Raw genomic sequence first — 14034 nt, 5'->3', positions numbered from 1 at the left:
ACAATACCCCCCTCCCCCCCCGCAATGAGCCGGAAACAAGGAGAATAAATGAGCGCCTGGAAGGATTTTGTCGCCGATATCGCCGGCCTGCTTGCCCGCACCGAAACGCACACCCATGGCGGGGCGCGCATCGACGTGGAGCAGGCCTTTGCCCACTGGGTCGGCTGGGCGTTGGGGACCCGCACCGCCTGTGGCAGCGTCTACTTCGCTGGAAACGGCGCCAGCGCCTCCATGGCGTGTCATTTTTCCGCCGATTTGGCCAAGAACGCCCGTGTGCGCACGCAGGTGTTCACCGACCCCTCGCTCATGACCGCCGTGGGCAACGACGTATGCTACGACGCCGTGTTCTCCGAGCCGCTGTCCTGGTTCGGACGCGAAGGCGACCTGCTCGTGACCATCAGCAGCAGCGGCAACTCCCCCAATGTTGTCAAAGCCCTGGAAACAGCGCGCCAGAAAGGCATCCGCTCCGTGGCGCTTTCGGCCATGCGGCCGGAGAACGCCAGCCGCACCCTGGCCGACCTGTCCATCTACGTGCCTGCGGGCACATACGGCCTCGCGGAGACCTGCCACGCCGCCGTGCTGCATCATTGGATGGACCTGGTGGAAGCCGAGTGCCGCTAGGCGTCGGCATATGGACTAATAGCGCAAGGGGCTCCGCCCCTTGAACCCCGCCAGGGGGTATGCACCCCCTGGACCCGCAGGCCGAATAAGAAGCCCCGGAGCGCAAAAGCGCTCCGGGGCTTCTTATTCGGGGGCAGGGCGCAGGGACAGTGGGGTTGCAAATCCGCCAGGGCTGGCGCAGCCCTCTGCCAGAGCCGCCTTCCGCCCGGACCCTCCGCGCTGGGTCTTGCTTCGGGCGGCTTTGCGCCAGAAGCAAAACCCAGCGCCACGGGGAGTCCAGAGGGCCTCTTGCCCTCGCCTTACAGCCGCCTGTACGCGTGCGGCACCAGCGGAGCGTCTCCGGCCAGGGCCTGGCGCACGGCGTCGAGCCCGGCCTGTTTGTCGCGCGGCAGGCGCAGGCGCAGGCGCAGGGGGTTGGAGGCGTGGTTGGAGAAGAACAGGCCGCTGGCCAGGGTAGTTTCCTCAAGCAGCCAAAGCAGTTCGAGGAGCAGGCCGTGGTCGTCCTGGGGCGTGAACTCGCCGCGCTGCATGCGCTCGTAAAGCGGCGTGCCGGGTGCGACCATCAGCGCCAGGGCCGAGGCCTGCTCCGGATTCATTTGGGTGAGGGCGCGTCCGGTCTCTTTCGCGTGGGTTTCGGCGGCCGTGCCCGCGCCGCCCAGGCCTGCAAGGCCCAGCAGCACGGTGACGGAGAGCTTGAGCCCGGCGTTCTTGGCGCGCGCGGCCTGGCGCAGGTGCTCGGCCACGTCGCCCCACTTGTCCATGGCGGAGAGCACCGCGTCGGAGCCGGATTCCAGGCCGAGGTAGACGGTGGACAGGCCGAGTTCGCGCAGGCGCAGGAGCTCGGCGTCCGACTTGCGCGCCAGGGCCTTGGCGTTGGCGTAGGCGTTGACGCGCGTGATCTGGGGCAGGCGCTCACGGATGTCCATGAGGATCTGCTCCAGCCGGGCCTGGGGCAGGATGAGCGCGTCGCCGTCGCAGAGGAACACGCGCCGCAGTTCCGGCATGTGCCGGGCGGCGTGGTCCATGGCCTGGCGCAGGCGCTCGGGCTCCTTGAAGCCGAAGCGTTTGCCCTTGTAGGCCGGGCAGAAGGCGCAGCGGTTGTGCGAGCAGCCCAGCGTGGCCTGCAGCAGCAGGCTTTCGGCCTCGGCCGGGGGCCGGATGACCTGTCCTTCGAGATCGAATCCCATGAGCGTCATGGCGGAAGTGTGCCCTGGCGCGCCGGGCGCGTCAACGGGAGGTGGCCAGGGGAGGGGGCAACGGGAGGACGTGTTGGCGAGGGGCTCAGTTCGTGGCGGGCGTTTTGGAGGGCCTGTTGGCCAGCACCACGCCGGAAAGCACCATGCTGCCGCCCAGGATGAGGGAAACGCCCGCGCCCTCTCCCAGAATCAGGCTGCCCATGATGGTGGCGAACACGGGCACGAGGTTGATGAACACGCTGGCGCGCGGCGCGCCCAGTGCCAGGATGCCGTCGTAATACCAGGTGAAGGCCAACCCGGTCGCGCCCACGCCCAGAAAGGCGAGATTGGCCCAGATGACCCAGCTTGCGGCCTCAAGCTGCCGCGCCATGCCAGTGGCCAGGGCGGGCGGCAGCAGGAGGATGCAGCCCAGGATGCAGGACCAGGTGACCGCGGCCAGGGGCGTGCTCTGGCGCATCACGCGGCCGCCGCCGATGGTGTAGGCCGCCCAGGTGACCACGCAGCCCAGGATGTACAGGTCTCCTTCCGCCGCGCCATGGGTGAGGAGCGTCAGCGGATTGCCGCCGGACAGAATAACCGACACGCCGAACAGCGACAGGGCGATGCCCAGGCTCTTGATCCAGCCGGTGGGCGCGCGCAGCACCAGGCCGGAGTACAGGGCCACGGCCGAGGGCACGCAGGCCACGATCATGGCCGCGCGGCCCGCCTCCATATGCGCCATGCCGGAAAAGAAGAGCACGTTGTATAAAAACACGCCCGTAAGAGCCAAAAAGGCCACGCCGGGCCAAAGTCCCCGCGCGAGCCTGGGCCAGCGGCTGCCGCCGCCATTTCCGCTCTGCCCGCCCTCCTGGGCCGAGGCACGGCACAGCAGAACGTACAGAAAGATGGACGCGAACAGGAAGCGCACAAAGGCCGCCGGAAACGGCGAAAGGGCATGCGCCACCACCCGCGCCGAAACCCAGGTGGCTCCCCACAGGGCCATGGTCGCCACCAGTTTGGCATAGATGCCGAAACCGGGCCCGAAGCGTCCGGAAGGCGGCACCGTCACTCCGCACCTCCGCTGAGCAGCACCGCGGCGCGCACGGGCGAACCGTCGCAGCCCAGCACGGGCAGGCAGAAAAAGGTGAAGCCGCGCCCAGGTTCCGAAGCCGCTGGCAGTTGGCCCAGCCCGCGCAGGTTTTCCACGATGACCAGCCCGGCCCCGAGCAGGGCCTTGTGCGCGGGCAGGCCGCGCGAGTCCGCCGGGTCCACGGAACCGGCGTCCAGCCCGATGCCCGACAGCCCCGGCACGGCGGCCAGAAGCGCCGCGGCCTCTGGCGCAATGTATGCGCCGCGCGTGTAATAGCCGTCCGAGCCCCAGCGCGCCTCATCGCCCGTTCGCAGCAGCGCAAAGGCCGCGCCCCGGGCGTGCCCGAGCAAAGGGCCGATATCCGCCGCCGTCACGGCGCGTTCCGCCCGGCCGCGCACATCCAGCACCACTCCAGGCCCGCAAAAGCGCGAGAGGGGCAGGTCCGCCAGCAGGGCGCCGTCTTCGATGACATGGCCCGGCGCGTCAATGTGCGTGCCGCTGTGCGCGGGCAGGCTGACAAGATGCGACACGAAGCCGTCCTCGGCCAGCGCGCCCATGGGCCGGTGCTCTACGGGCGGATCGCCCGGAAACATGGGCATGCCCGGCCGCACGGGCCAGGAAAGGTCGAGAAGCGGAAGGGAGGGGTGCATGCGGTGGAGATACGCCCGTCGGCACGCAGAGGCAAGACGCGCCCGGCGTTGGATTGAACGCTGGGGCTCTGCCCCAGGCCCCGCCAGGGGGCATGCGCCCCCTGGACCCGCAAGTGAAACGGGCAGGTCTGCGGGTTCTTGGCCTCAGGCCGAGGGCTTGGCCTTCCGAAGGGCCTCGGCGAGGGAGGCCGCGACATGGTCTTGCTGGTCTTCGCCCAGGCCGGGGAAGATGGGCAGCATGAGGCCGGAGGCGTGGGCCCGCTCGCTGTTGGGCAGGTGTTGCGCACAGCCCTGCGTGCTTCCGCAGACGCCGCACTTCCAACTGCCGGAAGGATAAGCCCCTTCCTGGTGGGCGTTCATGACCCCGCGGCGGGTGGCCACGCCGGCGTCAAGCATGCTCTGCATCACTTCCCGCTGGTCGACGCCTTGCGGCAGCATGACGCAATAGCTTTGCCAGTTGCTCCGCGCCCAGGAGTTCTCCTCGGGCAGGACCAGGCCCGGCGTCCCCTGCAGCAAGGCGACATAGCGGGCGGCAATGGCGCGCCGTTCGGCCACGAAGCCGGGCAGCTTCTTGAGCTGCTCACGGCCCAGGGCGGCCTGCAGGTCGGTCAGGCGGTAGTTGTAGCCCAGCACCGGGTAGTCCTCGAAGACGACGCTTGATGTGTGGTGCCGCTGCTGATCCGAGACGCTCATGCCGTGCTGGCGCAGCAGCCGGAACTGTCTGTCGTAGTCTGGGTTGTTGGTGGTGATCATGCCGCCGTCGCCGGTGGTGATCACCTTGCGCGGATGGAAGGAGAAGCAGGCGATGTCGCCGTGGGGCGCGCCGATGCGCTGTTCCGCGCCGTCAGTCAGAATGGCGCTGCCCGCGGCGCAGGCCGCGTCCTCTATGACCGGCACCCCGGAATTCCGGGCGATGGCGGTGATGGCGGCCAGATCGCAGGGCAGGCCAAGCTGATGCACGCACACGATGGCCCTTGTCCGCGGCGAGAGGGCCCCTTGCAGCAGGCCGGGGTCCATGTTGAACGAGCCGGGTTCGATGTCGACGAAGACGGGCGTGGCCCCGCAATAGCGGATGGCGTTGGCCGTGGCGATGAAGGAGTGGCTCACGGTCACCACTTCGTCGCCGGGGCCCACCCCGACGGCCAGGAGCGCCAGGTGCAGGGCCGTTGTGCAGCTGGACACCGCGCAGGCGTGGGCGCTGCCCACATAGCGGGCGAATTCCTCTTCAAAGGCCGCGACCTGCGGGCCCTGGGTCAGCCAGCCCGAGGTGACGGTGGCGCTGATGGCCTGGACTTCCTCTGGTCCAATGGAGGGGATGAGCAGAGGCACTTTCATGACAGATCCTTTGCGGCCGCGTTTCGGCGAGCCAGGTGTTGTTCAAGCCAGGGTTCGGATTGGCCGCCCACCCAGCTCTTGGCCGTCAGAGAGGCCATGAGCTCGGGCGTGGGGGCCACATGGGCGCGGAACCAGTCCACCGTGCGCTGGAGGCCGTCGGCGATGGAGATGGAGGGGGAGCTGCCCAGCAGACCGCGCAGCCGGGCCGGATCGCCGAAGAGCCGCAGCACGTCGGAGGGCCTGCCCTCTAGCCTGCGGATTTCCGAAGAGGAGCGGGTGAGCGCCAGGATGGTGTCGGCGATGGTCTTGATGGTCACTTCCTCGCCGCGGCAGACGTTGTAGGCCCCGGTGGCCTGCCCATGCAGGGCCAGACGGACCAGATAGTCCACGGTTTCCGTCACGTAGGTGAAGTCTCGGGTCTGGGCCCCGTCGCCGTAAAGAGTCAGCGGTTCGCCGCACAGGGCCTGCAGGATGAAGCGCGGTATGACCTCCCCGCAGTTGCCCGCATAGTGCTCGCGGGGGCCGTAGTTGTTGTGCGGTCGTGCGATGACCGTGCTGAGCCAGCCGGCGCGCTGGAAGACATCGGTGTAGTATTCGCCCGTGAGCTTGGAGGCTCCGTAGATGGTCTCCGGCGCGTAGTGGTACAGCTCGGGCATGGGCACCAGATCCGCGGTGCCGTTGACCTCGGAGCTGGAGCAGTACAGGAAGCGGGCCACGCCGGCCCCTGCGGACTCTTTGAGCAGGTTGAGCGTTCCGGTGGCGTTGACCTCGTGCACGATGGTCGGATGCGTCAGGCTCAGGCGCACGTTGCGGCAGGCCAGGTGGAACACGTGGCTGCAGCCCTCCACGGCGTCGCGCACGGCCTCCGGGTTCAGGATGTCGCCCTCGAGGATGCGCAGGTTCGCGTCGTCCGCGTGGTGGGCAAGGTTGGCCCGGCTGCCTGTGCTGAAGTCGTCGAGGACGCGCACGCGCGCCCCGGAAGCGAGCAGCCGGTCCACGAGGTGGCTGCCGATGAAGCCCGCGCCGCCGGTGACGAGGGCAATGATGGAGCTGGTCTCACTCATGGGCGTGGTCCTTCGTTGTGCTGTGGCCTTTGGCCGCAGCCGTGCTTGTGCTCTTTTCGACAATATACAGGGGCCTGGCGCGGGAAGCCTCCAGGGATCTCCAGACATATTCGCCCAGCACCCCCAGCATGCTCATGACCATCCCGGCGGAGAACAGGGTGATCACCATGAGCGAGGGCCAGCCCTGCACGGCTCCGCCGTGGAAGATGTTGTTGTAGATGATCGTCACCGCGTACACGAGCCCCAGCACCGAGGTGAGCAGCCCGGTGGCGGACATGAAGCGTATCGGCGTGTATGAGGACGCGACAAAGGAGTCGATGGCGAGCTTGAAGCGCTTGACCAGGCTCCAGCCGGACGTGCCCGAAAAACGCTCCTGCTTGCGGTAGGGGACCGAGGCCTGGGTGTAGCCGAGCCAGCACAAGGCCATGAACACGTTGAGGTTCGGCTCCTGGATGCGGAGCAGGGAATCAATGACCGGGCGCGTGATGGCGAAGAAGTCCGCTCCCTTCGGGGGCGTCCGGTCCACCTTCAGAACCCTGCTGATGACCCAGTAGAAAAGTTTGGAAGTCATGACGTTCAGGAACGTTTCGCCTTCCCGCTGCTCGCGCGCCGCCCACACCACGCTCGCGCCCTTGCCGATCTCGTCCAGCAGCGCGGGGATTATCTCCGGGGGATCCTGCAGGTCGGCCGCCAGCACGACGGCGATGTCGCCGGAGCTGTGCTCAAGCCCGCAGAGGATAGCGGCATGGGACCCGAAGTTCCTGGAAAAGCGGTAGGCGCGCACGGCGGGATCCGCCGCCGCTATTTCCGTGGCCACCTGGAAGGTCGCGTCGGTCGAGGCGTCGTCGACGATGAGCCATTCGTAGCGCTGGCCGCAGGCTTGGAGGGCGGCAACCAGGCGTTCGTGCAAGGCCCGGAGGTTCCCCTCCTCGTTATATGCTGGCGTGACAACGGTTATCATCTGGGAATTCCTTGTTCAGACAGCCGCAGGGCCGCTGTTCCGCTGCGTGCAGGAGCGCCGCCGCGTTTCTGCGTTTCGGCCGCTTCAGCCAACGGTCCTCAAAAATTTGGCCGGATTCCCGACAACCACGGTTCTCGGGTCCACATCTCGGATGACGACGGCCCCAAGGCCCACAAGCGCCTCGTCCCCGATGCGCACATTGCTCAGGATGGACGAGCCTGATCCGATGTACGCCGATTTGCCGATGCGCACGTTCCCGGAGACGCAGACATGCCCCCCCAGGCAGGCGTAGTCTTCCACAACGCAGTTGTGGTTCACCGTGGTATTGGGAAGCACGAGCACATGCCGCCCAACGACCGCGCTTGAACAGACCACGGCATTCTGCAGGATGATGGAGCCCGCGCCGATGCTGGCGTGCGGGGAGATGACGGCCGAAGGGTGGATGACGCTTACGAAGCGGTCCTCGGAGAGGCCTGCGCGGTCGATGTGCAGGTGCCGCTCACGGTAGCCCGTCACGCTGCCGATGCCCAGGACGAAGCGCACGTCCGGCATCCGTCCGGCATCTTCGACCCGTCCGAGCACGGGCACGCCGAAGATGTTCTGCCCGGTCAGCTCGGGGTTGTCATCCAGTATGCCGACGCAAGAGATGGGCAGGCCCGCCTCGCGCCCCGCGCAGATGGCGTCCAGGGCTTCAAGGCTGTTTCCTCCGGCACCGATGAGGACGATCTTGGTCGGCTTGGCCGAGTGCAATTCACTTCTCCTTGGGCTTTGCGGCAGGGCCTGGCATTGCGGCCGCCGGCCGCCGCCAAGGCTCAAATCGTTTCCGGCTCCATGCGGAGTCTCTGCGGGGTGATCCCCTCACAAGGCGGCAATCACGGCGTCGCAAACCGCGTGGGCCTGCTCGTCGGTCATGGTCGGGCACATGGGCAGCGAAAGCTCGTGCGCGGCCAGGGCCTCGGCCACGGGGAAGCTGCCCTGGGCAAAGGGCAGGGCCCGGTAGCAGGCCAGCTGGTGCACCGGCTGGGGATAGTGGATGCCCGTGGGCACGCCGGCCTCGGCCAGGCGCTTTTGCAGTCCGGCGCGGTCGTCTGTTTGCACCGCGTACACGTGGTACACGTGGCGGGCGCCCTTAGCCTCTTTCGGAGTGACGAGGCCGGGCGCCTGCCCCAGGCGCTCGTTGTAGATGGCGGCCACGCGGCGGCGCGCTTCGGTCCATTCCTCAAGGTGCCGCAGCTTCACCCGCAACACGGCGCCCTGGATGCCCTCCATGCGGGTGTTGAAGCCGTGCACTACGTGGTTGTACTTCCCGTCCTGGCCCCAGTCGCGCAGTCTGCGCATGGCCGCGGCCAGGGTATCGTCCGCGGTGACGGCGGCTCCGGCCTCGCCGCAGGCACCCAGGTTCTTGCCGGGATAGAAGCTGAAGCAGGCGATGTCGCCCCAGGAACCGGCCACGCGGCCATCCAGCTTGGCGCCGTGGGCCTGGGCCGCGTCCTCGATGACCCGCAGCCCGTGCTTGTGGGCGATGGCGAGGATGGCGGGCATGTCGGCCAGCTGCCCGTACAGATGAACGGGCATGATGGCCCGCGTGCGCGGGGTGATGCGCGCCTCAATGCCCGCGGGGGCGAGGGTGAAGGTGTCCGGGTCTATGTCGGCGAACACGGGGGTCGCGCCGGCGTAGATGATGGCCGCCACGGTGGCCGTGAAGGTCATGGGCGTGGTGATGACCTCGTCGCCGGGGCCGATGCCCGCGGCCAAGAGCGCCATGTGCAGGGCGCTGGTGCCGTTGTTCAGGCCCACCGCGTGCGTGGTTTCGCAATAGGCGGCGAAGTCGCTCTCAAAGGCCTGCACCTTGGGGCCAAGGATGAACTGGCCCGTGTCGATGACATCGCCGATTTCGTCCAGCAGTTCCTGGCGGAGGCCCTGGTGAAGGGTCTGGAGATCGAGGAATTTTATGTTCATTTTTTAAACCTTCTGAAGGGAGCCCTGGTTCTGCATGGAGGTGGTGGCCGCGGAAAGCAGCCGCACGAGCTGCAAGCCCACCTCTCCGCTGGTTATCGGCTGCGTTCCCTGCTCAATGCAGTCGAGAAAATGCTCGACCTCAAGCGAAAGCGCCTCCCGGCCGGCGATGCGCGGAGCCCACATGTCGCCCATGCGGTAGTCCATCAGTGCGTTGTAGGTCGATTCCCGGGTCATGGGAAGATCGGCGCCTCGGTCATAGACCTTGATCTTCTCGGCGTTGCTCATGTCGTCATAGACGATCATCTGTTTGGAACCGGCCACGGTGATCTGCCGCACCTTCACGGGGGAAAGCCAGCTGGCGTTGATATGCGCGATGAAGTCGTTCTCGAAGTGCAGGGTGACAAAGGCGGTGTTGGCGTGGCGGCCGGGGAAATGCGCCCGCCCGATGGCGGAGACGCCCGTGGGCCGGGCGCTGAACAGGTTCTCGATGATGGCCAGGTCGTGGATCACCAGATCCCAGATGACGTCGACGTCGAACTGGAAAAGGCCCAGGTTCACGCGCATGGAGTCGTAGTAGTAGATGTCGCCCAGGGTTCCGGCGTCGATGAGTTCCTTCATCTTGCGCACGGCGCCGGTGTAGACGAAGGTGTGGTCCACCAGGATGCGCAGGCCGCGCTTCGCGGCTTCCTCTATCAGGCGCTCGCCTTCCTCCACTGTGTGGGTGAAGGGCTTTTCGACCCAGACATGCTTGCCGGCGCGCAGGCACTCCAGGGCCAGCGGGAAATGCGTGGAGACGGGCGTGGCGATGGCCACCGCCGTCACTTCCGGGTCGCGCAGCATGGCCTGATAATCCGTGTCCGTGCGCACGCCGGGGTGGCGGCGCTGGGCCAGGGCCAGGCGCTCCTCGCTCCGGTCGCTCACCCAGCGCACCTGGGCGCGCGGTGACTCGGCGAAATTGCGGACAAGGTTCGGGCCCCAATAACCGTAGCCGATGACTCCAATGTTCAGCATGCTGCACTCATCCTTGGCAATTGTTGAAATGCCGGTGAACGTGAACGTTCGTCTGTGTGTCGAGGGCCGTCAGCCCGTTGCTGTTCCTGTTCAAGAAGGCTGCGGCCCTCAGCGTGGTGAAGAAAAAGTTCATGCTGGCCGGCCTTGGCGGGGGTGCGGAATGGCCGCGCCGATGCGGAGGACGCGCAGAGGCGGAGAGGACAAGGCGCTGCTTGTCATGAACCGCGCTCGTCCCTGGTCTGCATGACCCTGGCGGGGTTGCCCGCGACAACCGTGTTTTCCGCAACGTCGCGCACAACAACAGCGCCAGCGCCCACCAGGGCGTTGCGGCCGATGGTGACGCCACACATGATGGTCGCTCCGGATCCGATGGAGGCGCAGTCGTGCACGGTGGTCGGCACGACCTTCCAGTCGGCCTCGGTCTGCAGCGAGCCGTCCTCGGCCAGGGCGCGCGGGCGCTTGTCGTTGATGAAGGTCACGCCGTGGCCGATGAAGACGCCGTCTCCGATGCGCACGCCCTCGCAGATGAAGGTGTGTGAGGAAATTTTGCAGTGCCTGCCGACGGAGGCCTTCTTCTGGATCTCGACAAAGGGGCCGATCTTGGTGCCTTGTCCAATGTCGCAACCGTAGAGGTTTACGAGCTGGGGCATTGGGATGAACACGTCTTGCCCAAGTTTGACCCCGCGGGCGGCGAAGTGTTCCCGCCAGGGGACGAGTTTCTCGGCCAGTGCGTGTAGGGCGCGCGCCAGTGCTTTCATGCTCCAAAGACCCAAGGTGTCCTGCTCCTCGTTGCGGGACCGGCGCGGAATGCGGCTCCCCGTTGTGCGTTGTCGTGGGGGAATCCTGAAGCCCCGCGCGCATATGCCACTCGTCGGGACTACTTATCAAGATGGGGGAATCAAGTAAAGCCGCAGCATGGATGCCGGTGGATGCCGGAGTCCTTCTGGAACCACAGGGGCAGGGCTGCGCCGGAGCATTGCGAGGTGCGTGCGGAACCCGACGGATATTGACATACGTGATGTTTCCAAGATAGCGCTACTCGGTTGCAGTGTGGGCTGATTGCTGCACGCTGCCCCAGGGGCCACTTGGAATCTTCGGGGGTTCTTGCTCACCTCTTACGTTTCGAGCCGTGACGATGCGTCATCTGAAAGACCTGCTGCTCCTCGTCCCCGTGGCGGCCATCTATCTCTATCTCGGCTGGCTCAACCCCGACCTCTCGGCGCAGCTTCCCGTGTTCCTGGGCTTTGTCGTGGCTTTCGTGCTCCTGCCTGCCATGGGCTTGGGCGGGATTCTGGTGCGGCTGCCTCTCTCGTTCGCCGAACGGCTGGCCCTGGGCGGTCCGGCCGCACTGTCCACCATGTTCGCCTTCAGCTACGCCGGAGCGGCCCTGCACGAACCGCGGCTGCTGTGGCTTCAGCCTGCCTTGGGCCTGCTGGTCCTGCTCGCGCCCTTGCGGTCGCGGGCCGGGGCCGGGACTGGGAAAGACGCACCGGAGAGGCAGCGGACGCTGCGGCCAACGCCCTGGGGCGACCTGCTGCTGACCACGGGCGTCTTGACCGCCAGCCTGCTGCTGTGCCTGCAGAAAATGCAGAGCGCCATCCCGCCGACTGCGGCCGCGCCGATGGGCTACTACGTCGACGACATCATCTCGAGCGCCTTTGTGTTTTCCGTGCAGCGGGTCATGGAGCACGGCCTGCCTTTCACCGTGCCCATGGTGGAGGGGGGCACCCTCTCCTACCATCTGCTGTACCACTTCTGCTACGCCGTGTGCGCCACGGTCACTTCCATCCACCCGCTGGATCTGGTTCTGTTCCTGTGGCCGCCGTTGCTCTGGCTGCTGCTGGCCGGTGCCCTGGTGACCGGCTGCCGGCGGCTTGCGGGCTTCAGCCTGCTGGAGACCTCCCTTGCCGCCGTGCTCCTGCTGTTCACTTCCGGGGTGAATTTCTTCAGCTCGCCCAGCGTTCAGCTCTTTGACTATCAGCACACCTTCTTCCTGGGCCTGCCCGGCGTCATTCTCTTCTGTGCCGCGCTCTACGGCTATCTTTCCGGGGCCAACACCAGGCTTTTCGCCACGCATGCGGCCTTTGGCTACTTCTTGGCCGCCACCACAAAGGCGCCCCTGATGCTGCTGTTGCCGGCCAGCCTGCTGCCCGTGCTGCTGCTGCGCCTGGTCAAGCGCCAGGTCCGCGGGGCGGAGCTGCTCCTGGCCGGTCTGGTGGTCGGCATGGCTTTGGTCCTGCGGCTTACCCTGTACCCGGACACCGGCATCGTCCTCACCACCGCGCCCAAGCTGTTCAAGCTCATCACGGGCACCTTCGGCAACCTGAGCGAGATGCTGGTGGTGTTCGGTCCTTATCTTGTGCTGGCCGTGGTGGCTTTGGACCTGAACCCTGTGCTGCGCCTGAAGCTGCGGCGCTCGGCGCAGTACCTGCTGTTTTGCGCGGGTTACCTGTGTTTGAGCGCGTTTTTGCTGCGGCTCTACAACTTTGTCGGCGGCGACTTTTACTTCTACTGGTACGCGCGGGTCCTGGTGTTTTTGGCCTTCGTCCCGCTGGCCGCGCACGTGCTTGTCTGGCGCGGCTCCAGGCCGCTGGTCCTGACCCTGGTTCTGGTCCTTCTCGCCGGCGTCGGCGTTACGCTGCAACGAAAGTATCTGCCGCTCCAAGTTTCCAGCGCCGAAGTCAGCGGCGTGCCCCGCGAGCTTGCCGTGAAGCAGCTCGATGCCCCTGAGCGCGAAGCCCTGCGCTGGGCCGCAGCCAATCTGGACCGCAAGCGCGTATTTTTTACAAATAAGATCAACTATTTGGCTTCTTATCTCGGGGGGTACGTCCCCTTGCCGTTGTACGACTACCTGGGGCTGAGCGGTATGCAGGGCTACGCCTTCCCCATGCGCTGGCTGCCCGAAGCCACGGTGCGCACGGCCGGCCTGCGCATGAAAGAGATGGAAGATTTCCAGGCCGCGCCCACGGCCGAGGGCAAGGCCGCGGTTTTGGCCACCATGCCTGTGGACTACTATTTCCACTGTGTCCGCATCGCTCCGAAGGACTTCGCCGTGCCGGACTGCCTGAAGCCGGTCTACGCCAACGGCTCCCTCATCATTTACGAAAACACGTGCCGGCCGCGCTAGCGGCCTGGAACCAAAGCGCCACAGGAGGCTCAGACATGGACGCCAACGCCGAAACATCCCCGCAGCAGCCCGCCGCGGGCGTCGATTCCGCGGAACTGCAGACCTGCCTGGAAACCCCCTACGAGGTGCGCGTGCGGGAGCAGGCCGGCCGGTTCACCCTGGCCATCCCGGAGCTGGGGCTGCTGGCCCAGGGCCAGAGCCTGGACGCCGCCTACGCGGCTCTCCGCCAGGCCAAGGAGCAGCGCATCCGCGAATACGCAGCGGAGGGACTCCTTGCATGGCTGCCCAAGGCGGACGCAAAGGGCCTCGGCGGCGCGGACCAGCAGCCGAGCCTGCTGAAGCGCCTTTGGCCTTTTCTCATCAAGGCGGCCGTGGTGGCGGCTCTGATCATGTGGGCCGTGGGCCTGATCAACGAGAGCACGCGGAACATCGGGTACGGCCTTGAAAAGAAGCTCGATAGCGTCGCCAACTGGTCGCCGGAGGACGTGGAGCTGAACCGGGCGCGTGCCGCCAAGGTCGCCGGAAAACTCGGCCCCCTGGTCCGGGAACTGCTCGTCATGTTCCGCGACGACCCTGCGCGCGCGCAGGGCGCGGAGCCGAACAAAGCCCAGGACGCGCAGGAATCCGGGCAGAAGGGCGGCAGTGAACAGGCCGGGGAGCAGCAGAGCAAGAAATAGCGCGCGCCACGGCGGCTGAATTTGCGGGCCGCGTATGAGCGCCCCGCCGGCGAGCTTGGCCGTGGCCCGCTTCTGAGACACCAACCATTTGCCACGTTGAACGTTCTTTAAACTGGTCTTTCCCGGTCAGCTCGCTTGCCCTGCAGGAGCCGCGCATCCCAGCGGTTCCCAGGACGTATCCGCCGTGCGTCTGAGCGCCGGGGCGCCGCCGTCGTCCAGCCTTTTTCAGAAACAAACCGACCTCTCGCCGAGTTCCTGGCCTCTTGGCCTTCTGCCATCCACCGAGCCCAGCCGACCGCCTGCCGATGCCCCCCGGCGGTGGCACTTTACGGTGCCGGTTGCTGGTGCTATGCGCCGGAAAGGA

Annotated in this window: 13 protein-coding genes; 3 read left to right on the top strand and 10 right to left on the bottom strand. The window is 66.6% G+C overall.

Annotation, left to right across the window (positions count from 1 at the left end):
• The first annotated feature begins 48 nt into the window (after positions 1 to 48).
• Entirely contained in the window at positions 49 to 621 is a 573-nt protein-coding gene (locus VN419_RS03950; RefSeq protein WP_325644664.1) for an SIS domain-containing protein, read from the top strand.
• A 299-nt stretch (positions 622 to 920) separates the two neighbouring features.
• Here the strand turns inward: VN419_RS03950 and VN419_RS03945 are convergent, their stop codons facing one another.
• From VN419_RS03945 to VN419_RS03900, 10 genes are all read right to left on the bottom strand, one after another.
• Complete coding sequence (locus VN419_RS03945; RefSeq protein ID WP_325644662.1) at positions 921 to 1817, bottom strand: radical SAM protein; 897 nt, start codon at positions 1815 to 1817, stop codon at positions 921 to 923.
• 85 nt (positions 1818 to 1902) lie between these two features.
• Positions 1903 to 2865: a DMT family transporter gene (locus VN419_RS03940; RefSeq protein WP_325644660.1), complete on the bottom strand. Its 963-nt coding sequence runs from the start codon at positions 2863 to 2865 to the stop codon at positions 1903 to 1905.
• Positions 2862 to 3536, bottom strand: a complete 675-nt coding sequence (locus VN419_RS03935; protein WP_325644658.1) for a cyclase family protein — start codon at positions 3534 to 3536, stop codon at positions 2862 to 2864. The genes VN419_RS03940 and VN419_RS03935 overlap by 4 nt, the downstream gene beginning before the upstream one ends.
• A 144-nt stretch (positions 3537 to 3680) precedes the next feature.
• Positions 3681 to 4871 (bottom strand): DegT/DnrJ/EryC1/StrS family aminotransferase, encoded by a 1191-nt coding sequence (locus tag VN419_RS03930; protein WP_325644656.1) that lies wholly within the window; start codon positions 4869 to 4871, stop codon positions 3681 to 3683.
• Positions 4868 to 5935 carry an NAD-dependent epimerase/dehydratase family protein gene (locus VN419_RS03925; RefSeq protein WP_325644654.1) on the bottom strand — a complete coding sequence of 356 codons (1068 nt, stop codon included), beginning with the start codon at positions 5933 to 5935 and terminating at the stop codon, positions 4868 to 4870. The genes VN419_RS03930 and VN419_RS03925 overlap by 4 nt, the downstream gene beginning before the upstream one ends.
• Positions 5928 to 6896 (bottom strand): glycosyltransferase family 2 protein, encoded by a 969-nt coding sequence (locus VN419_RS03920; RefSeq protein ID WP_325644652.1) that lies wholly within the window; start codon positions 6894 to 6896, stop codon positions 5928 to 5930. The genes VN419_RS03925 and VN419_RS03920 overlap by 8 nt, the downstream gene beginning before the upstream one ends.
• Before the next feature lie 84 nt (positions 6897 to 6980).
• Complete coding sequence (locus tag VN419_RS03915; RefSeq protein WP_325644650.1) at positions 6981 to 7646, bottom strand: NeuD/PglB/VioB family sugar acetyltransferase; 666 nt, start codon at positions 7644 to 7646, stop codon at positions 6981 to 6983.
• Positions 7647 to 7754: 108 nt separating this feature from the next.
• Entirely contained in the window at positions 7755 to 8855 is a 1101-nt protein-coding gene (locus tag VN419_RS03910; protein WP_325644648.1) for a DegT/DnrJ/EryC1/StrS family aminotransferase, read from the bottom strand.
• A gap of 3 nt (positions 8856 to 8858) precedes the next feature.
• Positions 8859 to 9866, bottom strand: coding sequence for a Gfo/Idh/MocA family oxidoreductase (locus tag VN419_RS03905; protein WP_325644646.1), 1008 nt, complete (start codon positions 9864 to 9866; stop codon positions 8859 to 8861).
• 215 nt (positions 9867 to 10081) lie between these two features.
• Entirely contained in the window at positions 10082 to 10624 is a 543-nt protein-coding gene (locus VN419_RS03900) for an acyltransferase (protein ID WP_325644645.1), read from the bottom strand.
• Between the two features lie 377 nt (positions 10625 to 11001).
• Here VN419_RS03900 and VN419_RS03895 point away from each other — a divergent pair, with 377 nt between their 5' ends.
• Positions 11002 to 12993 (top strand): hypothetical protein, encoded by a 1992-nt coding sequence (locus VN419_RS03895; RefSeq protein WP_325644644.1) that lies wholly within the window; start codon positions 11002 to 11004, stop codon positions 12991 to 12993.
• A 35-nt stretch (positions 12994 to 13028) separates the two neighbouring features.
• Positions 13029 to 13670: a hypothetical protein gene (locus tag VN419_RS03890; protein ID WP_325644642.1), complete on the top strand. Its 642-nt coding sequence runs from the start codon at positions 13029 to 13031 to the stop codon at positions 13668 to 13670.
• Positions 13671 to 14034: the final 364 nt, after the last annotated feature.

Source organism: Humidesulfovibrio sp. (genome assembly GCF_035560995.1).
Taxonomy (GTDB): domain Bacteria; phylum Desulfobacterota; class Desulfovibrionia; order Desulfovibrionales; family Desulfovibrionaceae; genus Humidesulfovibrio.
This window is presented reverse-complemented; position numbering and strand designations above follow the sequence as displayed.